General features: G+C 66.0%; 18 protein-coding genes and 1 tRNA gene. 16 read left to right on the top strand and 3 right to left on the bottom strand.

Translation table 11 applies throughout. The annotated features are described in order from the left end of the window. Positions 1-31 precede the first annotated feature (31 nt). The 4 genes from J2751_RS04490 to J2751_RS04505 are packed head-to-tail and all read left to right on the top strand — an operon-like array spanning position 32 to position 3,309. Positions 32-940, top strand: a complete 909-nt coding sequence (locus J2751_RS04490) for a substrate-binding domain-containing protein (RefSeq protein ID WP_209483562.1) — start codon at positions 32-34, stop codon at positions 938-940. 8 nt (positions 941-948) lie between these two features. After that, a complete protein-coding gene (locus tag J2751_RS04495; RefSeq protein ID WP_209483564.1) occupies positions 949-1,677 on the top strand; it encodes an ABC transporter permease in 729 nt (242 codons plus the stop codon). After that, entirely contained in the window at positions 1,674-2,537 is an 864-nt protein-coding gene (locus tag J2751_RS04500; RefSeq protein WP_209483566.1) for an amino acid ABC transporter ATP-binding protein, read from the top strand. Before J2751_RS04495 ends, J2751_RS04500 begins: the two co-directional genes overlap by 4 nt. Positions 2,538-2,589: 52 nt before the next feature. Then, positions 2,590-3,309 (top strand): TOBE domain-containing protein, encoded by a 720-nt coding sequence (locus tag J2751_RS04505; protein ID WP_209483568.1) that lies wholly within the window; start codon positions 2,590-2,592, stop codon positions 3,307-3,309. Positions 3,310-3,393: 84 nt separating this feature from the next. On the opposite strand, the gene J2751_RS04510 is transcribed toward J2751_RS04505, so the two are convergent. Further along, positions 3,394-3,466, bottom strand: a tRNA-His gene (locus J2751_RS04510). Between the two features lie 132 nt (positions 3,467-3,598). On the opposite strand from J2751_RS04510, the gene J2751_RS04515 reads away from it, so the two are divergent. After that, on the top strand, positions 3,599-4,054 hold the full coding sequence (locus tag J2751_RS04515; protein ID WP_209483570.1) for a DUF5814 domain-containing protein: 456 nt from the start codon (positions 3,599-3,601) through the stop codon (positions 4,052-4,054). Between the two features lie 129 nt (positions 4,055-4,183). Continuing rightward, positions 4,184-4,468 (top strand): amphi-Trp domain-containing protein, encoded by a 285-nt coding sequence (locus tag J2751_RS04520; protein WP_209483572.1) that lies wholly within the window; start codon positions 4,184-4,186, stop codon positions 4,466-4,468. Between the two features lie 40 nt (positions 4,469-4,508). Here J2751_RS04520 and J2751_RS04525 read toward each other — a convergent pair whose 3' ends face one another. Next, positions 4,509-5,084, bottom strand: coding sequence for a response regulator (locus tag J2751_RS04525; protein WP_209483574.1), 576 nt, complete (start codon positions 5,082-5,084; stop codon positions 4,509-4,511). A gap of 205 nt (positions 5,085-5,289) precedes the next feature. Here J2751_RS04525 and pan2 point away from each other — a divergent pair, with 205 nt between their 5' ends. The 6 genes from pan2 to J2751_RS04555 all read left to right on the top strand — a co-directional run bounded on the left by pan2 (position 5,290) and on the right by J2751_RS04555 (position 11,472). Continuing rightward, positions 5,290-6,513 carry a proteasome-activating nucleotidase Pan2 gene (pan2, locus tag J2751_RS04530; protein WP_209483576.1) on the top strand — a complete coding sequence of 408 codons (1,224 nt, stop codon included), beginning with the start codon at positions 5,290-5,292 and terminating at the stop codon, positions 6,511-6,513. Between the two features lie 96 nt (positions 6,514-6,609). Then, a complete protein-coding gene (locus J2751_RS04535) occupies positions 6,610-7,155 on the top strand; it encodes a pyruvoyl-dependent arginine decarboxylase (protein ID WP_209483578.1) in 546 nt (181 codons plus the stop codon). A gap of 67 nt (positions 7,156-7,222) precedes the next feature. Continuing rightward, the gene (locus tag J2751_RS04540) at positions 7,223-7,600 is read left to right on the top strand and encodes a DUF5811 family protein (RefSeq protein WP_209483580.1); all 378 of its coding nucleotides are present in this window, start codon (positions 7,223-7,225) and stop codon (positions 7,598-7,600) included. Positions 7,601-7,788: 188 nt separating this feature from the next. After that, positions 7,789-9,060 (top strand): aminotransferase class V-fold PLP-dependent enzyme, encoded by a 1,272-nt coding sequence (locus tag J2751_RS04545; RefSeq protein ID WP_209483581.1) that lies wholly within the window; start codon positions 7,789-7,791, stop codon positions 9,058-9,060. Positions 9,061-9,065: 5 nt separating this feature from the next. Further along, positions 9,066-10,133 (top strand): glucose 1-dehydrogenase, encoded by a 1,068-nt coding sequence (locus tag J2751_RS04550; RefSeq protein ID WP_209483583.1) that lies wholly within the window; start codon positions 9,066-9,068, stop codon positions 10,131-10,133. 76 nt (positions 10,134-10,209) lie between these two features. Then, positions 10,210-11,472: a Gfo/Idh/MocA family protein gene (locus J2751_RS04555; protein WP_209483585.1), complete on the top strand. Its 1,263-nt coding sequence runs from the start codon at positions 10,210-10,212 to the stop codon at positions 11,470-11,472. A gap of 52 nt (positions 11,473-11,524) precedes the next feature. Here J2751_RS04555 and J2751_RS04560 read toward each other — a convergent pair whose 3' ends face one another. Further along, on the bottom strand, positions 11,525-12,562 hold the full coding sequence (locus tag J2751_RS04560) for a Gfo/Idh/MocA family protein (protein ID WP_209483588.1): 1,038 nt from the start codon (positions 12,560-12,562) through the stop codon (positions 11,525-11,527). 239 nt (positions 12,563-12,801) lie between these two features. Here J2751_RS04560 and J2751_RS04565 point away from each other — a divergent pair, with 239 nt between their 5' ends. Genes J2751_RS04565 through J2751_RS04580 form a run of 4 tightly spaced genes read left to right on the top strand, consistent with a single transcriptional unit; the run spans position 12,802 to position 17,725 of the window. Then, positions 12,802-13,920: a substrate-binding domain-containing protein gene (locus J2751_RS04565; protein WP_209483589.1), complete on the top strand. Its 1,119-nt coding sequence runs from the start codon at positions 12,802-12,804 to the stop codon at positions 13,918-13,920. Between the two features lie 36 nt (positions 13,921-13,956). Then, positions 13,957-15,540, top strand: a complete 1,584-nt coding sequence (locus J2751_RS04570) for an ABC transporter ATP-binding protein (RefSeq protein ID WP_209483591.1) — start codon at positions 13,957-13,959, stop codon at positions 15,538-15,540. Beyond that, positions 15,537-16,673 carry an ABC transporter permease gene (locus J2751_RS04575; RefSeq protein ID WP_209483593.1) on the top strand — a complete coding sequence of 379 codons (1,137 nt, stop codon included), beginning with the start codon at positions 15,537-15,539 and terminating at the stop codon, positions 16,671-16,673. The genes J2751_RS04570 and J2751_RS04575 overlap by 4 nt, the downstream gene beginning before the upstream one ends. After that, positions 16,670-17,725, top strand: a complete 1,056-nt coding sequence (locus tag J2751_RS04580; RefSeq protein WP_394357371.1) for an ABC transporter permease — start codon at positions 16,670-16,672, stop codon at positions 17,723-17,725. Before J2751_RS04575 ends, J2751_RS04580 begins: the two co-directional genes overlap by 4 nt. The last annotated feature ends 462 nt before the right edge of the window (positions 17,726-18,187 follow it).

The raw sequence follows: 18,187 nt of genomic DNA on the forward strand, positions 1-18,187 counted from the left end.
AAATAGGCTCCATCAATACGTTGTATCACTCGTGATTCATCGACGGAGAGTTCTCACAGCCGTCGCTGGCGGGGTGACGGCGGCACTTGCCGGCTGTCTCGGTGACGACGACGCCCCTGCCGAGATACACGACGAGACACTGACGGTCACGACGACGACGAGCACCTACGACACGGGACTGCTGGACGAGGTGAACGCGGCGTTCGAGGACCGGTACGGCGTCACGGTCCGGGCGGTCGCTCAGGGAACCGGCGCGGCGCTCGAAACCGGGCGACGGGGCGATTCCGACGTGGTGATGGTTCACGCCCGATCGCTGGAGGACGAGTTCCTCCGGGAGGGATACGGGATCAACCGGCGCGATCTCATGTTCAACGACTTCGTCGTTGTCGGTCCCGACGACGATCCTACCGGTGTCGACCGGATGGAGAGCGTGACCGACGCGTTTCGGGCGATCGCCGAGAGCGAGTCCGTCTTCGTCTCGCGTGGCGACGACTCCGGGACCCACGTGAAGGAACTCGCCATCTGGGACGCGGCCGACGCCGACCCCGAGGGCGAGTGGTATCGGGAGGCCGGCAGCGGGATGGGAGAGGTGCTGAATCAGGCGAACCGGACGCCCGGCTACACGCTCGCCGACCGCGGCACGTACGTCTCCCAGCGGTCCGAACTCGACGAGGTATCGATCCGCGTCGAGGGACCGATCGAGGGCGGTTCGGCGCTCCTCGCGAACCCGTACGGTGTCGTCGCCGTGAACCCCGGCGTCCACGAGACCGTCAACTACGACCTCGCCATGTCGTATATCGGCTTTCTCACGTCCCGGGAGGGACGGGAGATCATCGAGGAGTACGCGATCGACGGCGAGCAGTTGTTCTTCCCCGAGGCGGTCTCGGAGGAGCCGAACTTCCGGCAGTACGTCCCCGAGAACTGGACGACTGAAGAGTAACCAGCCAGATGATCGAACAGGCATCACCAGTCGTTGCTGCCGCTGACGGAGCACTACCACTGTTCGTCGAGCTCCCCTTCAAGTGGAACTACGTCGAGAGCATTATCTACGTCTCGCTGTACGTGAGCCTCACCGCCGTCCTCGTCAGTACGCTCGTGAGCCTTCCGATCGCGATGCTCGTGGGGTTCTCGGAGTTCCCCGGCAAGGGGTTTCTCGTCGCTCTGATCAACACGGGAATGGGCTTTCCAAGCGTCGTCGTCGGTCTGATCGTGTTGTTCGCCGTCTCCAATCAGGGCCCGTTCGGGTCCCTCGATCTGCTGTTCACGACGGAGGCAATGATCCTGTCGCAGATCGTCCTCGCCGCGCCGGTCATCACCGGTGTGAGTCTCGCCGCCGTGACCGGCGTCGAGGACGGCGTTCGCGACGCCGCGTACGCGATGGGTGGGACGCGACTCGACGTCGCGCTCGTCACCATCAAGGAGGCGAGGTACGGGATCGTGACCGGGATCCTTGCGGGATTGGGCCGAGCCATCAGCGAGGTCGGGTCCGTGCTCATCGTCGGAGGAAACATCGCTCGTGCGGACGGCACCTCAGTCACGCGAACGCTCACGACGGCGATCCAGCTCGAAGCCCGACAGGGACGCTTCGAACTCGCGATGATCCTCGGTGCGGTCCTCGTCGCGCTCGTCCTGCTGATAAACGGCCTCGTGCTCAGGTTGGGGGGGAGCCGCATATGACGGGACACCGAGGGCAGCAACGGGCGGAACGCAGAGGGCAGCAACGGGCGGAGCGCCGAGGCCAACGACGACAGGAGCCGAACCGACGAGTGACCGATGGGCTTGCCGTCAGGAACGTCAGCCACGGGTTCGATGACACCGACGTGATCGAAGACGTGTCGCTCGCAGTCGAACGCGGGGAGACCGTGGCTATCATCGGCCCCTCCGGGACGGGGAAGACGACGCTGCTGCGACTGCTCTCGTGTTTTCACCGTCCGGATGCGGGGACCGTCGAGACGGATGGAGCCGACGTGTGGGCGCTGTCCGAGCGCGACAGGCTCGACGTTCGACGCCGGATCGGGATGGTGTTTCAGGAGGCGAACCTCTTCGAGACGACCGTCCGCCGAAACGTGAGCTACGGCCAACACGTCCGGCGCAGCTGGCGCGATCGACTCGCTCAGTGGTTCTCGCGGCTCCGCGGCGGCGACGCGAGCGAGGCGGTTGCCGAGTCGCTGGACCTCGTCGGGCTCGCCGACGCGGGATCGCGGCCCGTCGGCTCGCTCTCCGGTGGGGAAGCACAGCGCGTGTCTTTCGCCCGAGCGATCGCGTACGACCCGGAGTTCCTGCTCCTCGACGAGCCGACCTCCGATCTCGACCCTCGAAACACTGCGGTCATCGAGGACGCGATCGACACGGCCCGAACACGCGGGTTGGGGGTCGCCGTCGCCACGCACGACATGAATCAGGCGGAGCGCGTCGCCGACCGGGTCGCGGTGCTGCTCGGTGGACGCCTCATCGAGGTCGGTCCCGCCGAACGCGTGTTCACGAACCCGGAGGACCCACGAGCACGGAAGTTCATCGAGGGCGAGCTCGTCTACTGAGCCGACGACGAGACGGGTAAGACTCTAGCGTCTCCCCGAAGAGATCCGATCGATGGACGAACCGAGCGGTCACGGACGTGCCGCACTCGTGCGAGAGGGGGTGGAGTTCGACGAACGCGACGTGTCGCTGCTCCGAGCGATCGACGAAACCGGGTCGATCGCGAAGGCGTCGACGGATCTCGGCCGGTCACGTGCGCGCGAACTCTCCCGGATCGAGACGCTCGAATCCGCGTTCGGCGACCTCGTCGAGCGGTCTCGGGGCGGGAGCGGCGGCGGCGGAAGCACGCTAACGGACACCGCGAGGCAGCTGATACACCGCTACGAACGGCTACAGACGGCGCTCTCAGCGACCGCACAAGTTCCCGAAACCGTCCTCGACGGGACCGTCTCGTCCGTCTCGGGGGAGTTGGCCGACGTGACGACGACCGTCGGCACCGTCCGCGGCCTCCATCACGGCGTCGCTCCGGACGACGCGGTCCAGATCCGGATCGGCGCGGACGCGCTCACGGTTCTCGACCCGGCCGCCGACCCGGAACCGGGTTCGACGAGCGCGAGAAACCGACTGCCCGGAGCGGTCTCCGGGATCGTGCGGGGCGAAACGGTGTGTACCGTCGGTATCGACATCGACGGGACGACGTTTCGAGCGCTCGTGACGGCGGAAAGCGCGGATCGACTCGAACTGGTCGCGGGACGTGACGTCGTCATCACGTGGAAGGCGACGGCGACTCGACTCGTTCAAATAAAAAACGGGAGGTCCGGGTGCGAGAATTGAACCCGATTGCGAGACTCGCTGACGCTCGTCTCGCGTGGTTCGATTTCGCCTTCCGGCTTTCTTCGTCACTACGTTCCTCAGAAAGTCCGGGTGCGAGAATTGAACCCGCGTCTCAGCCTCCACAAGGCTGAAGGATAGTCCACTACCCTAACCCGGACACGCATGGTCAGATATCCTTCTTTGCTTCATAACCGTTACGACTCACGGCGACCCGTGGGATCGAGTCACGGAGCGTTCGAGCACCCACCACGACTCTTTTGAGTGGGGGCGGCGTATCGGGGCCAAGACCGTGGCGTTCACCGATAAGATATACGTGAAGAACCACCGGCAGCTCGCCTCCCAACTGGAGACGAATCTCCCGAAGGGGGCGTTCACGGGTGCGACCCTCGACATGCTGTTCACCGGCGACGGCCTCTCGAAGCTCGACTCGACGACCCGGGACCGGATCCTCGATTTCGCCGAGGACTTCCTCGACTGCGACTGTCAGGCGAACCCGTACTGCGGCTGTCCCGAGCGGAAGTTCATCCGGTACGTCCTCGAACTCCGCGCACAGGGGTTGGGCCCGCAGGCCATCGTCGACGTGATGAGCGACGACTACATGGTGTACGCCTACACCGGCGACGTGCGCTCGTTCCTCGACGACGCCGTCCGGCAGTTGGAAGCCGTCGAGACGCTCGCCGATGTCGAGGGGAACGACGAGATGTCCGGGAAGGCACGCCGAGCGAAACGAGAACTCTCCGGATAATCGGGCCCCGGCATCGTCGTCGAAGTCTCCGTTTCCGATCAGTTCTCGCCCTCCAGCGTGACCGCATCGTGGGCTCGGATCGCACCTATCCGAGGCGGGTTTATATTCCTGTATCGCGTGTCACCTGATATGCCCGAAGAGATCCTGTTCGAATCGGAGAGTAGTCAAACACGCGCCGAGATCGCCTCGTATCTCCGAACCGTTGCCGACGCCCTTGAGGCTGGAAACGACATAACGCTCACGGCCGGCGACCGGTCGGTGACGATGGATCCTCCGCCGCGGCCGACGTTCGAGGTGAAAGCCGAGCGGGAGGGTCCTGCCGACGGCGACGGCGAGTTGAGCATCGAGTTCGAACTAGAGTGGGACGAGAACGCGGACGGGGAGGAACGCGGCGGCGACCTCGAGATCGAGTAGCCGGCCCGGGTGAAGAAGGGGGCTTAGCGCCTGTAGTCGGCTAGTCGGAACGTGCCGCGATCTCCGCGAAGGCGTCCTCGGCCGAGAGGACGTCGAGCGTTTCGTCGACCTCCGCGCGGACCGCTCTGAGCCGGTCGACTAACTCCGCATACTCCTCGTTATCGGTCGCGCCCGACGCTTCGAGTGCCGCCTTCTTCGAGGCGAGCGCGAAGAAGCGTTGGCTCCGCTCGTCGAACGCCGCACGGTAGAGCAACACTTCGACGAGCGCCACGAGGTCCTCCCGGCTGACGGGTTTCGTCTTGTAATCGTCAAAGGGCATGTTGACGATGTCGACGTCCGGCTCGACCGCGGTCAGCATGGCGACCCGCGCGTCGTATCCGTCCTCGCGGATCGCCCTGAGCACCTCGTGTCCGGACATCTCGGGCATTCGCCGATCGAGGAGGACCACGTCGACGGCGTCGTCCATCATCGAGAGCGCCTCCTCCCCATCGGTAGCGACGCGGACGCGGTAGCTGTCCTCGAGGTACACCTCGTACAGCTCCGCGAGGTCCGGCTCGTCGTCGACGGCGAGGACGGTCGGCGGGGGATCGTCGGCGGCCGCCGATCCGTCAGTCATCGCCGATCGGTCGCGGTCGGCCGACACCCACGCCGGCCGAGTCGACGCCGTTAGCGGATACGGTTCGTCCGTTCATGTCAACCCGTTTTCGCTGGAGCTGATAAAACCCAGTGGGCCAATTATCAAAGATGATTTCTGACTCGGATCGATGAACCACCGTGACCCAAAGGCACATTTACGGGCATCTCGTACATCGGCGTAACGAATGTCTCATAGTCCTTCACTCCCCGACCGTCCTCGTCTGGAGCTCGATCCGGAGATGAGCGAGGCGGAACGGTTGGAGGCGATCCGGCAACACTACCGGCGGATCGTCCACATGAACGAGGAGCTATCCGATCGACTCGACGACGTACAGGGCCGCCGTGGCGACCTCAAATCGGAGGTCGATCAGCTGAAACGGGAGAACGAGACCCTGAAAACGTCCTCCCTGTACATCGCTTCGGTGGAGGAGATCACCGAGGACGGCGTGGTGATCAAACAGCACGGCAACAACCAGGAGGTGTTGACGCAGGCGTCGACGCGACTGGAGGCGGACCTCCGACCCGGTGACCGCGTCGCGATCAACGATTCGTTCGCCGTCCAGCAGGTGCTCGACGACGAGACCGACTCGCGGGCACAGGCGATGGAGGTCGCCGAGTCGCCGGACGTCGTCTACGACGACATCGGCGGGATCGACGAGCAGATCCGCGAGGTGCGCGAGGCCGTCGAGGATCCGCTTGAGAACCCCGAACAGTTCGAGACGGTGGGCGTCGAGCCGCCGAGCGGCGTGCTGCTCCACGGTCCGCCGGGAACGGGGAAGACGATGCTCGCGAAGGCGGTCGCCAACGAGTCGGACGCGACGTTCATCAAGATGGCCGGCTCCGAACTCGTCCGGAAGTTCATCGGTGAAGGGTCACGGCTCGTCCGGGATCTCTTCGAACTCGCTGCCGAGCGCGAACCCGCCGTGATCTTTATCGACGAGATCGACGCGGTCGCCTCGAAGCGAACGGACTCGAAGACCTCGGGAGACGCCGAGGTCCAGCGAACGATGATGCAGCTGCTCTCTGAGATGGACGGCTTCGACGAGCGCGGCGAGATCCGCATCATGGCCGCCACCAACCGCTTCGACATGCTCGACGAGGCAATCTTACGCCCCGGCCGCTTCGACCGTCTCATCGAGGTGCCCGAGCCGGGGCCGGAAGGCCGCGAGCGGATCCTCGAGATCCACACGCAGGAGATGAACGTCGCTGCCGACGTCGACGTCGGCGTCGTTGCTCGCGAACTCGACGGATACAGCGGCGCGGACATCGCCTCGCTTGCGACCGAGGCCGGTATGTTCGCCATCCGCGACGGTCGGACCGAGGTCATCCAGTCCGACTTCGAGCGGGCCCGGGAGAAGCTCCAAGACGCCGATAAGACCGAGGACCGCGTCATCAACTACCAGTACTGAGCGTCCGCGGCGGTCGTTCGTTCGTCTCCGCAGAGTCCACTTTCCTTCCCTTCCCGATCCGTAACCCCTTACTCGAAACGTCGTCGAAGGCGGACAATGAACACCATCCACGTCGCCGGCGGCGTCGGCGTCGCCGACACGGCGATGGCCTCCTACGACGCCGCGCTCGCGGACGCAAACCTCCACAACTACAATCTAGTTGCCGTCTCCTCGGTCGTCCCCGCGGAAGCGACGGTGACGAGCGTCGACGCCGTTCCGGATCTGGGGCCCGCCGGAAACGCGCTCACCGTCGTCGAGGCGCGCCGGACGGTCGGCCCGGGCGACGAGGTCGACTTCCGCGAGGGGGGTCGCGCCGGCGCGGAGGACGCCGCGGACAAGCGGGCACCGCGCCGGCGTCCCGACGTGGTCGCCGGACTCGGATGGGCGACCGGTCCGGGCCCCGGCTTGTTCTACGAGGTGACCGGCGAGGATCCCGGATCCGTCCAGGAACGGATCCACGCGGGACTGGACGCGGGAGCGGACCTCCGTGACTGGGAGCTCACCGACCGGCGGACCCACGTCGAGAGCGCGCCGGCCGCCGCCGACCGGTACACGACGGCGGTGACGATCGCGGCGTACGGCGAGTCCGAACCGATCCTGTAGCCGACGCGGGTCGACCGTGCTCGCCGACGCCTTTTTGGGTCGGGTCCGCGTACACTGCCTGTCTTCGATGAACGGCAATAACCCGTATGCCGGGCCACCGGGCGTAACGAACGCGGGCGAACCCGCGCCCGTCGACCTCTCCCCGGAACAGGAACGGCGTCTCAGGCGGACGGTCGCCGGGATCGTCTCGCGCACCGAATCGTACCTCCCGGACAGCTACGCCGTCGGCTCCGAACTCTCCGTCGGAACCGAGGGCCCGCAGGCGACCGTCGCCGTCAACCCGCCCGCAGGTCATCCCGTCTCTGCGGGCTTTACGCCCGACAGCGACGAGTTGGAAGCTGGCATCGCCGACGCCGACGCCGACGAGGTTGCTCGCGGCCTCGCCGCCAGCGCCGCGATGCAGGTCATGGACGCCGTCGGCGACGTGACGCCGACCGCGAAGTGAGCCGAGAGACGTTCGTCGACCGACGAGTCGACCGACGTCAGTCCCTCCGCCACACGACGTGATGTGACGTCCTCCCTCCACGGCGAACGTCATCCGAATATTGTAGGACGATACATACACGAGCACCGCACCGTATCGACCGACTGTCCGACCACGGAGTATATGACCGCGGCGGTGACAGGGTCCGTATGAACCGCGAACACGTCTACGACCGGTGGGGGGTCCCGGAAGTCATCAACGCGACGGGAACGAAGACGCGCATCGGCGGTAGCCGGATCCGTCCGGAAGCGGTCGAGGCGATGGCCGACGCCGCGGAATCGTTCGTCCGGCTCTCGGACCTCCAGGCCGCCGCGAGCGACCGGATCGCCGAGGTCACCGGCGCGGAAGCCGGCTACGTCACCAACGGTGCGGCCGGCGGAATGGTGTTGGCCGCGGCCGCGTGTATCGCCGGCGACGACCTCGGCACCATGTCCCGACTACCGGACACGACCGGGGTCGCAGACGAGATCGTGATGCCGCGGACCCACCGAACCGGCTACGACCACGCCTTTCGGACCGCGGGAGCGTCGATCATCGAGGTCGGGACGAACGACCGATACCTGGGGACCGGATCGCGTGACGTCGAGCCGTGGGAGTATGCCGACGCGATCGGCGAGGGGACGGTCGCGGTCGGCCACGTGTACAAGTCCTACGGGACGCCGCCGCTCGCGGAGGTGTGTGCGATCGCCCACGAACACGACGTTCCGGTGATAGTCGACGCGGCCGCGGAGGTGCCGCCGGCCGCGAACCTCTCGTGGTTCACCGAGCAGGGCGCGGACCTCGTCGCGTTCAGCGGCGGGAAGGGGATCCGCGGCCCGCAGACGACCGGGATCCTCGCGGGGCGGCAGGACCTGATCCGGTCGGTCGCGCGCCAGCAACTCGACATGCACGCGGCCGAGGCGGTCTGGGACCCGCCGTCGCGGCTGGTCGACGCCGACTCGCTCGACGGCGTCCCGAAACAGGGGATCGGCCGACCGCTCAAGGTCGGCAAAGAGGAGCTGGCAGGGTTGCTGGCGGCGCTCGAAGCGTTCCTGGAGGAGGACGAGGACGCCCGTGCCGCCGAGTGGCACGACCGTGCGGAGCGGCTGTCCGCGGGCGTGGCGGCCGCGACCGGGCTCTCGGCGCGGGTCGACACGAGCGGGCGGTCGGTCGCCCCAGAGGTGGTCGTCACAGTCGAGGGCGACGGCTCCACGGCCGATCTCGTCGGGAGGCTCCGTTCCGAGGCGCCCCGCGTGTTCGTCGGTGCCGACTCGATCGCCGACGGGGAGTTCACGCTCAACCCGATGTGTCTCACCGACGAGGAGGCAGACTACGTCGTCGAGCGGATCGTCTCCTTGGTCGACGACGTCGCCGATGACGACGCGGGGACCGGGGGCGCAGGTACCGGGGACGACGCTGACGGCACCGTAGGAGGAGAGTGATCGCGATGCGCGCGATCGTCGTGACGCCGGAGACGGAGGTTCCACACGTCCGCGAGATCGCTCGTCCCGAGCCGGCTCCGGGAGAGGCGCTGGTTCGGGTCCTCCGCGTCGGCATCGACGGCACCGACCACGAGGTGATCGCGGGCGGGCACGGCGGCTATCCCGACGGCGAGTCACACCTCGTGTTGGGTCATGAGGCGATCGGCGTCGTCGAGGACCCGAACGGAACCGACCTCGACGCGGGCCAGCTCGTGGTCCCGACGGTTCGGCGACCGGTCCAAGGCGGCCCGACGACCTACTTCGAGCGCGGCGAGCCGGACATGGCTCCCGAGGGCCACTACGTCGAGCGCGGGATCGCCGGCGAACACGGGTTCATGACCGAGTACGTGACCAGTCCGGCTGAGTTCCTCGTTCCGGTCCCGCCCGCGTTCGCGGAGACGGGCTTTCTGATCGAGCCGATCAGCAACGTCGAGAAGGCGCTTGAACTCGCACGCGCGTCACGATCCGCCTTCGAGTGGGCCCCCGAAAGCGCGATGGTGCTCGGGAACGGATCGTTGGGGCTGTTGTCCGTCGGACTGTTGGACGCGGCCGGGTTCGACCGGCTCTACTGTCTCGGACGGCGGGACCGCCCCGACCCGACGATAGACGTCGTCGAACGGCTCGGAGCCACCTACGTCGACTCCCGCGAACACTCGTTGCGGGAGATCCCCGACGTTCACGAACCGATGGACCTCGTGATCGAGGCGACGGGCCACGCGCCCCACGCCTTCGAGACGATCGACCTGCTCGCGCCCAACGGGGTCGGCGCGCTTCTGGGGATCCCCGGCGACGACTCGGTCATGCTCGACGGAGGACGGCTTCACCGGGAGTTCGTCCTGTCGAACAAGGCACTCGTCGGCAGCGTCAACTCCAGCGTCCCGCATTTCCGGGCCGCGCTCGACACGCTGGCGGCGTTCCCCGACTGGCTCTCCGAAGCCGTGATCACCGACGCCTTCGCTCCGGAGGCGGTCGAGTCGGCGTTCGAGAGCGACGAGGGCCGGATCAAGTCGGCTATCGAGTTCGACACGCTCTGAGAACCGGTCCTCTCGCCCGTCTCGGACGAACGCGACCACCGTGTGAGTTATACGCTACCGGGGAGCGGAACGACACATGAGCACTGACGGGTTCGGCATCGGCGTCGTCGGCTGCGGGTTCATCACGCGCGAACGACACCTCCCGAGCGTCGGGTACCTTCCCGGCGTCCACGTCGCCGGGCTCCAGAACCGAACGCGGAGCACGGCCGATACCGTCGCGGACGCGTGTCGCGAGGAGGGCTGGGGGGACCCGACCGTGGCAGATTCGGTTGCGGGGCTGGTCGCGGACCCTGCGGTCGACGGACTGTGGGTAACCTCACCGAATTTCACCCGCGTCGACGTGATCGACGAGGCGGTCGACGCGCTCGAGGACGGCGCAACCCTCCGGGGGATCGCCATGGAGAAGCCGGTCGCCCGGAACCTCGCGGAGGCAACCCGGATCCTCGACCGCGTCGCGTCCGTCGGCGTGCCACACGCCTATCTGGAGAACTGGCCGCATGAACCCGACATCAGCGGGATGCGAGAGCTGTTGTGGTCGCGGGGCAGGGAGGCCGGGCGGCCGTACCTCGCCCGGGCGCAGGCGGAACACACCGGTCCCCACTCCGCGTGGTTCTGGGACGGGGAGAAACAGGGGGGTGGCGCGCTGACCGACATGCTCTGTCACGCGCTCGCGGGCAACGAGGTTCTGTTGTCGGATCCGGCGACCGATACGGCCGATACGACGGCGGACAACGCGAGCGATCCGAACGCCGATCCCGACGCCGGCCTCACACCGGTCTCCGTGACTGCGGACACGGAGACGCTCAAGTGGGGCCGCGAAGAGTACGCCGCCGAGCTCCGCGAGGAACACGGCGTGGACTACGAGACGAACCCGGCTGACGACTACGCCCGAGCGACGGTGCGATACGAGGACGCCGAGGGAACTCCGCTCGTCTCGGAGGCGACCGGATCGTGGTGTTACGTCGGCTCCGGCGTGCGGCGAACGATAGAGCTGCTCGGCCCCGAGTACTCCGGACAGGTCCTCTCCGACGAGGCGTCCTCCAGCGTCTTCCTCTCCGACGCCGTCGGCGACGGTGAGGGATGGGCCGAGAAACAGAACGCGACGAGCGGGCGGACCCCGATCGCCGCCGCGGACGTCGTGACGGGCGGGTTCGTCGCCGAGAACCGCGACGCGGTCGACTCGTTCCGTGCCGGCGAGAACGGCGCGTTGGACCTGACCGACGGCTATCGCGTATTACGGACCTGTATGGCCGCGTATAAGTCTGCGGAGGAGGGTCGCGAGGTCGTCCTCGCCGACGCCGACCTCGAAGGCTACACGCCGCCGCCGGCACGACGGTGAGGAACGACGGGAGAGACGACGTGTGACCGACGGCGACTGGGAGGGCACGCAGCTACTCCCCCGCCAACGGCTCCCGAGTTCCGGTTCGTGCGCTCCGCCGCGCGGTTTCGATGATCCGGTGTGCCTCGCGACAGAACGCGGGGTCGGCGGGTCCCTCGGGTTCGGCACCGGTTTCGAGCCGATCGACGAGATAGGCCGCGAGGTTCTCGAACCGCGAGGCGAGCGCGTCGGGTTTGACCCCGTATCCCTCCGGACGCTCGCGGGTCTGGACCCGGATCGGCGCGGAGCGCTCGCGGGTGCTGATCGACCCCCGCGTACCCACGATCTCGTACCCCTTCGCCGGCTGCGGCTGCGTCTCCCACGGGTTCGTCACCATCCGCCACGAGGTGTGAAACGTCGACAGGCCGGTCTCGTATCGGCACACCGTGGTCGACTGGATATCGACTTCCAGCTCCGGCGGGGTGTACGTCTCAGCGGTTACCGCGGTCGGGAGGTCGCCGTCGCGGAACCAAGTGGCGAACGTCGCGCCGTAACAGAGGTAATCGAGCAGCGAGCCACCCCCTGCGCCCGCGTCGTAAAACCAGCTTTCGTCGGGCGGGGCACCCGCGTTCCCCCCGTAGTACTGGACCTCGAGGACGTCGCCGACGGTCCCCTCCCGGACGAGCCGCTTGACGGTGTGTTTGACCGGGTCCCACAGCACGGGCCAGTTGACGAACAGGCGACCGTCGCTTTCCGCGATCGCCGCCAGCATCCGGTCGGCGTCCGCGAGCGTCATTGCGAGGGGCTTTTCGAGCGCGATCGCGAGGTCGTACGGAGCGACACGCTCGACGAACGCCGCGTGGTCGGCGTTCCTCGGACAGCCGATAACGACATCCGGAGCCAGCGTCTCGAGACACCGATCGAGATCGTCATAGACGCGGTCCGACGGAATGCTGAGTTGGTCGACGGCTCGTTGGACCGAGCCGGTCGAGGTCGCCGGCGACTCGTCACAGACGCCGACGAGTTCCGTTCCGGGATGGTCGACGACCCACTCGAGGTTCGTGTTCATATGCATCTGATCGAAGTTCGCGCCGACGACACGGAGAGTCATGTCGCCGTCGTCTCGGCGACTCCTCTTAAATCTCACTTGCGCGCCGACCGCTCGGTCCCGATCTCCGCTCACGCTATCATGACTGGTTATTTATAAGAGATCGGTTCGGATTCCGGATAAAACGGGAATACGTATTCGAGAGACTCTCGGCATTCCTTGCCCGTTCCGTCCCGTTCGTGTACGCAGTTAGTCAAGAATAAAAGCATTTATAATGTGATATGGAGATCCGCCGAGATGGTATGTCACGTCAGACTCAGTCGGAAGGCGATTCGGACGCTCGCCCCGCTACGCCGAACTCGGCGGGAACGGTGGACCGGCGCACGTTTCTCGCGTCGACGGCAGCGGTCGGTGCCGTCGGGCTCGCGGGCTGTGCCGACGACGAGGAGGGTGCCGAGTACAACGCCGCCATCATCTCGAGCCCGGCCGGATTCGACGACAACGCGTTCAACGATAACGCGCGCGACGGACTCCGCGAGGCGGCCGAGGAGTACGATCTCGACATCAACGACGTCGAGGAGACGGAGGAAGCCGAGTACGAGTCGGTTCAAGCCGAACTCGCCGAGCAGGACCTCTACGACGTGATAGTGATGGTCGGCCAGCAGCATTACGACCCGCTGGTGAACAACTCCGAGACGTATCCCGACCAGAACTGGATGCTGATCAACGACCACGTCGAGGGCGCGGCCAACGTCTCGGGCTGGATCGAAATGAACCACGAGATGTCGTTCCTCGCGGGCGTCGCGGCCGGCACGCTCACGACCGAGTCGATCGAACACGAGGGCAGCAGCACGAACCCGGACGAGAGCGTCGTCGGCTTCGTCGGCGGCGAGGACATCGACCTGATCAACGCCTTCGAGACGTCGTACATCGAGGGTGTCGAGTGGGTCAACGACGACGCCGAGGTGCTGACGGGATACGGCGGCAGCTTCTCGGATACGTCGGCCGCAAACGACGTGGCCGCCTCACAGATCGACGACGGCGCAGACATCGTCTGGCACGCGGCGTCCGCGGCGGGCGGTGGCGCGTTCTCCGCGGCACAGAGCAACGACCGGTTCGCGCTCGGCGTCGACGTCGACCAGTCGATCACCGAGGACCAGTACGCGGACGTCATTCTGGGCTCGGCAGTCAAAGCGCTCAACGAGGCGACCTACGACGTGGTGACGGCGGCGATGGACGGCGACTGGGGCGGCGTGTCCGGCGAGCGGAACCTCAGCATCGAACAGGGCGGTATCGACTTCATTACCGGCCAGGAGTTCGAGGGGAGCCTGCCGGCCGCTCTCGACGAGAACCTCGAGGACGCGAAGGACGCGTTCATCGCCGGGGAGATCGAACTGACCTGCGGTCCGACCGGCTGCTGATCGGCCGGTGCGATCCGATATTTCGCGGGGTGACCGATGAGCACGGACAACAGCACCGCGGTTCGGCTCGACGGGATCACCAAACGCTTCGGCGACGTCGTCGCGAACGACGACGTGACGTTCACGCTGGAGGAGGGAACGATCCACGCGCTGCTCGGCGAGAACGGCTCCGGGAAGACGACGCTCATGAGCGTCCTCTACGGACTGTATCAGCCGACCGACGGAACGATCGTCGTGGACGGCGAGGAGCAATCCTTTGCGTCACCGCGTGACGCGATGGCTGCGGGAGTCGGGATGATCCACCAGCACTTCCAGCTGATCGAGCCGATGACGGTACTCCAGAACGTCGTGTTGGGTCACGAGCCGACGAAGAACGGGCTCGTCGACGAGGAGGCCGCACGCGAGGAGATCACGCAGATCAGCGACCGGTACGGCTTCGACGTCGCGCGTCACCTCGACACGCCGGTTCGGGACCTCGATGTCGGGGTCCAACAGCGTATCGAGATCGTCAAGAGCCTCTATCGCGGCGCGGACGTGTTGATTCTCGACGAGCCGACCGCCGTATTAACCCCACAGGAAGTGGACGCGCTCATGGAGGTGATGGACGACCTTCGGGCGGACGGCCACTCGCTTATTTTCATCACTCACAAGCTCGACGAGGCGCTCTCGGCAGCGGACCAGATCACGGTGTTACGCGACGGCGAAGCCGTCGGTAGCGTCGATTCCGCAGAGACGGACGAGCGCGGTCTCGCCCGTATGATGGTCGGCCGGGAAGTGCTCTTCGACCGACTGGAGCGGGAGGGCGAGCCCGGCGACCCGGTGTTGACCGCGAGCGACCTCCGCGTCTCCGGCGATCGGGGCGTCGAGCAGGTCGCCGATGTCGACCTCACGGTCCGTGAAGGCGAGATATTCGGGATCGCCGGCGTTCAGGGCAACGGCCAGACGGAGCTGATAGAAGCGATCACCGGGCTACGATCGATCGACGACGGGACGATCGAGTTCGGCGGCCGCGACGCCACGGAGATGAGCCGGCGCGAACGGATCGAGTCGGGAATCGCGTACGTCCCCGAGGACAGACAGAAGGAGGGACTCGTACAGGAGTACGACCTCGTGCGGAACGCGCTGCTCGGAAACCAGACGATCGAACCCTTCGTCGACGGTGCGCTCGTCGACTGGCCGTTCGTCGCCGACCACGCGGAGTCGATCGTCGAGGAGTACGACGTACAGCCGCCAACGACGACGTCGGAAGCCTCCTCGTTGTCCGGCGGTAACCAGCAGAAGTTCATCGTGGGCCGGGAGATCGAACGCGACCCCGACCTGATGGTGGCGTCACATCCGACCCGTGGCGTGGACATCGGCGCGATCGAGTTCATCCACAACCGACTCATCGAGCTACGGGACAGGGGGGTTGCGACCCTGCTCGTCTCCTCCAAACTGGAGGAGGTGCGGAAACTAGCCGACCGCGTCGCGGTGATGTATGAGGGGGAGTTCGTCGACATCGTCGATCCCGGCGGCGTCACCGAGGAGGAGTTCGGGCTGCTCATGACCGGTCACGGCGTGGACGAGGAGGTCGATCCCGGACCCGACCTCGGAATCGAGGACGAGGAGGTGACGGAATGAGCAGTGTGTCCGATACGGACGAGTCGAAGAGTCGCCTCGAACGGATCGCCGGCTATCTGCTGGATGCGACCGTGCTCGAACGGATCGGCATCGCGGTCGGAGCTACCGCGTTCGCGCTGTTGATCGGGCTCGTGATCGTCGCGCTTGCGGGCTACGACCCGTTCCGGTTCGCGACCCAGCTCGTCGTGGGTGCGTTCGGCAGCGAGCGCGCGATCGCACGCACGCTACGGTTCTCGACCCTGTTCGTGCTCGCGGGACTCGCGGTCGCGGTCGCCTTCCGTGCCGGCGTCTTCAACATCGGGGTACAGGGCCAGTTCGTCGTCGGCGGAATCGCGTGTGTGATGTCGATCATCTGGACCGCACCATATCTTCCGACGGGCACCGTCGGCGGCGTTCTCCTGATCGGGATCGGCGTGGTAAACGCGATCGTCTTCGGCGGCTTGTACGGGGCGTTACCCGGTGCGCTGAAAGCGTACGCCGGGGCGAACGAGATCATCACCACGATCATGTTGAACTTCATCGCGATCGGTGTGGTCGGCTGGCTCGTCAACGGCCCGTTCCGCGGCGAGGAGGCGACGAGCGTCCGGACCGAGCAGCTACCGGACTACGTCGCGTTCCCGCAGGTGGTGTTCTCCGATCCGAACTTCTCGGTCGTCGGGTTCGGGATCGCGGTGCTTTCGGTCATCGGCGTGGCATTCGTGCTCACACGGACCCGATACGGCTACGACATGGTTACGAGCGGCTATCAGGCGACGGCCGCCAGGTTCTCCGGAGTCGACTCGAAACAGACGATCGTCGCCACGATGACGCTCTCCGGGATGATCGCGGGACTCACTGGTGCGGTCTTCGCGATCATGATCCAGGGTTCCTACACCGATCCCGCGGGGATCGGGAACTACGGGTTCGACGGGATCGCGGTGAGCCTGTTGGCGGCGAACAATCCGATCGGGGTCGTTCCCGCAGGGATCCTCTTCGGCGGGCTCGAATCCGCCGGATCACACATCCAGATCCGCAGCGACGTCCCCGTCCAACTGATCAACGGGATTATCGGACTCGTCGTGTTGTTCGTGGCAGTCCCCGAACTGTTCAGAATGATCGGGGCTCGCATGGGGCTCGGAGGTGACGACCGATGAGTGACGACGGACTCCTCCAACAACGGTGGGTTCGGCTCGGCGCGAGCGCGGCGGTCGTTCTCGTCGTGCTCGGAGCCGTCGGATCGATGATGTTCGGCTGGGATCTCGAACGGCTGTTGACCGTCGGGTTCGTCAACCGCTCGCTTCAGATGGCGACCCCGATCACGCTGGCGGCGATCGGCGGGCTCTACGCCGAAAAGAGCGGCGTGTTCAACATCGGTCTGGAAGGGTTCATGATCATCGGCGCGATATCGACGGCCGGAGTGCTGTTCGCGCTCGGCGGAACGACGCCCAGCCAGGGCGACATCTGGATCGCGATGGTGGCCGCAGTACTGGTCTCGCTGGTCTTGACGGCGATATTCGCGGTGCTGCTCATCGACTATCAGGCCGACCAGATCGTCGCCGGACTCGCGGTGTGGTTTATCGGGCTCGGCTTCGCGCCGTTCGTCGCCTCGCTCGTCTGGGGCAGCCGTAACAGTCCGGGACTGGCGAGCATCGACAACGTGACCGTTCCCGGGCTCTCGGAGATCCCGTGGATCGGCCCGGTTGTGTTCGATCAGTCACCGCTGGTGTTGTTGACGCTCGTTCTCGTCATCGCCTCGTGGGTGTTTCTCTACCGGACCCGGTACGGCTACTGGGTCCAGGCGGCCGGCGAGAACCCCAAAGCACTCGATACGGCCGGGGTGAACGTCACTCGCGTCAGGTACGCCACCGTGCTGTTCTCCGGTGCGATGGCCGGCTTCGGCGGTGCGGTGTTACTCGCACACGCGGGCAACTTCGTCGGTACGGGAGACACGATGGTTAACGGCCGAGGCTGGATCGCGATCGTCGCGTACCTGTTCGGCAACTACAATCCACTCGGAGCGGCTGCGGCGGCCGTGCTATTCGGCGGGTTGGACATGTTACAGGTACAGTTCCAGACCGCCGGGATCGACGTTCCGAGCCGGCTCGTGAACCTCTTCCCGTACGTCATCGTGATCGTCGTCCTCTCGGTGTGGGGTAAGACACGGATGCCCTCCGCAGTCGGCGAATCCTACGATCAGGAGGAGTAGCGGGAGGGACCCCCCGGTCGCTCGGATCGCCGACCGCGGTTCGGACGGCCCGCGGGCGAAACCACGGTCCGTTTCGCCTCCCAGCCGTTTCAGCTCCGTCCGTTTCTCTCGACCGTTCCGGTCGACGGTGAACGCCCACGAGGAACCGGTAGTCCGGGAGTTACCGGGAGGTCCACTCGGTCCGTCGACACCCCGCCGTCAGCGCGGGCCGCCAGTTCCTCGCACCGTTTTGCCCAGATCACCCCGAGCGGGACCGCGGATCCGATCGAAGCGAGCATCGAACCGAGCGTCGAGTGGATCGCGAAGAAACGCCTTCAAATAGGTTCGTAAACGGTCTACGTCGATCTGCGGTCGGTATAAAAGGTTAGACGCTTGCCGTAAAAAGTCGTTAAACTGTTTCGACAACCGTTAATCGGAGCGAATACGACACAACGCTCGTCCCCTTATATGATGTCCCCGTCC

Source organism: Halorubrum alkaliphilum, from assembly GCF_017873815.1.
GTDB classification, from domain to species: Archaea; Halobacteriota; Halobacteria; order Halobacteriales; family Haloferacaceae; genus Halorubrum; species Halorubrum alkaliphilum.

Excerpts from the sequence above, each read along its gene's own strand:
- J2751_RS04580 (WP_394357371.1), top strand. The coding sequence starts at position 16,670 with ATGAGTGACGACGGACTCCTCCAACAACGGTGGGTTCGGCTCGGCGCG.
- J2751_RS04550 (WP_209483583.1), top strand. The coding sequence starts at position 9,066 with ATGCGCGCGATCGTCGTGACGCCGGAGACGGAGGTTCCACACGTCCGC.
- J2751_RS04535 (WP_209483578.1), top strand. The coding sequence starts at position 6,610 with ATGAACACCATCCACGTCGCCGGCGGCGTCGGCGTCGCCGACACGGCG.
- J2751_RS04540 (WP_209483580.1), top strand. The coding sequence starts at position 7,223 with ATGAACGGCAATAACCCGTATGCCGGGCCACCGGGCGTAACGAACGCG.
- J2751_RS04520 (WP_209483572.1), top strand. The coding sequence starts at position 4,184 with ATGCCCGAAGAGATCCTGTTCGAATCGGAGAGTAGTCAAACACGCGCC.
- J2751_RS04545 (WP_209483581.1), top strand. The coding sequence starts at position 7,789 with ATGAACCGCGAACACGTCTACGACCGGTGGGGGGTCCCGGAAGTCATC.
- J2751_RS04565 (WP_209483589.1), top strand. The coding sequence starts at position 12,802 with ATGTCACGTCAGACTCAGTCGGAAGGCGATTCGGACGCTCGCCCCGCT.
- J2751_RS04525 (WP_209483574.1), bottom strand. The coding sequence starts at position 5,084 with ATGACTGACGGATCGGCGGCCGCCGACGATCCCCCGCCGACCGTCCTC.
- J2751_RS04570 (WP_209483591.1), top strand. The coding sequence starts at position 13,957 with ATGAGCACGGACAACAGCACCGCGGTTCGGCTCGACGGGATCACCAAA.
- J2751_RS04505 (WP_209483568.1), top strand. The coding sequence starts at position 2,590 with ATGGACGAACCGAGCGGTCACGGACGTGCCGCACTCGTGCGAGAGGGG.
- J2751_RS04495 (WP_209483564.1), top strand. The coding sequence starts at position 949 with ATGATCGAACAGGCATCACCAGTCGTTGCTGCCGCTGACGGAGCACTA.
- J2751_RS04555 (WP_209483585.1), top strand. The coding sequence starts at position 10,210 with ATGAGCACTGACGGGTTCGGCATCGGCGTCGTCGGCTGCGGGTTCATC.
- J2751_RS04575 (WP_209483593.1), top strand. The coding sequence starts at position 15,537 with ATGAGCAGTGTGTCCGATACGGACGAGTCGAAGAGTCGCCTCGAACGG.
- pan2 (WP_209483576.1), top strand. The coding sequence starts at position 5,290 with ATGTCTCATAGTCCTTCACTCCCCGACCGTCCTCGTCTGGAGCTCGAT.
- J2751_RS04560 (WP_209483588.1), bottom strand. The coding sequence starts at position 12,562 with ATGACTCTCCGTGTCGTCGGCGCGAACTTCGATCAGATGCATATGAAC.
- J2751_RS04500 (WP_209483566.1), top strand. The coding sequence starts at position 1,674 with ATGACGGGACACCGAGGGCAGCAACGGGCGGAACGCAGAGGGCAGCAA.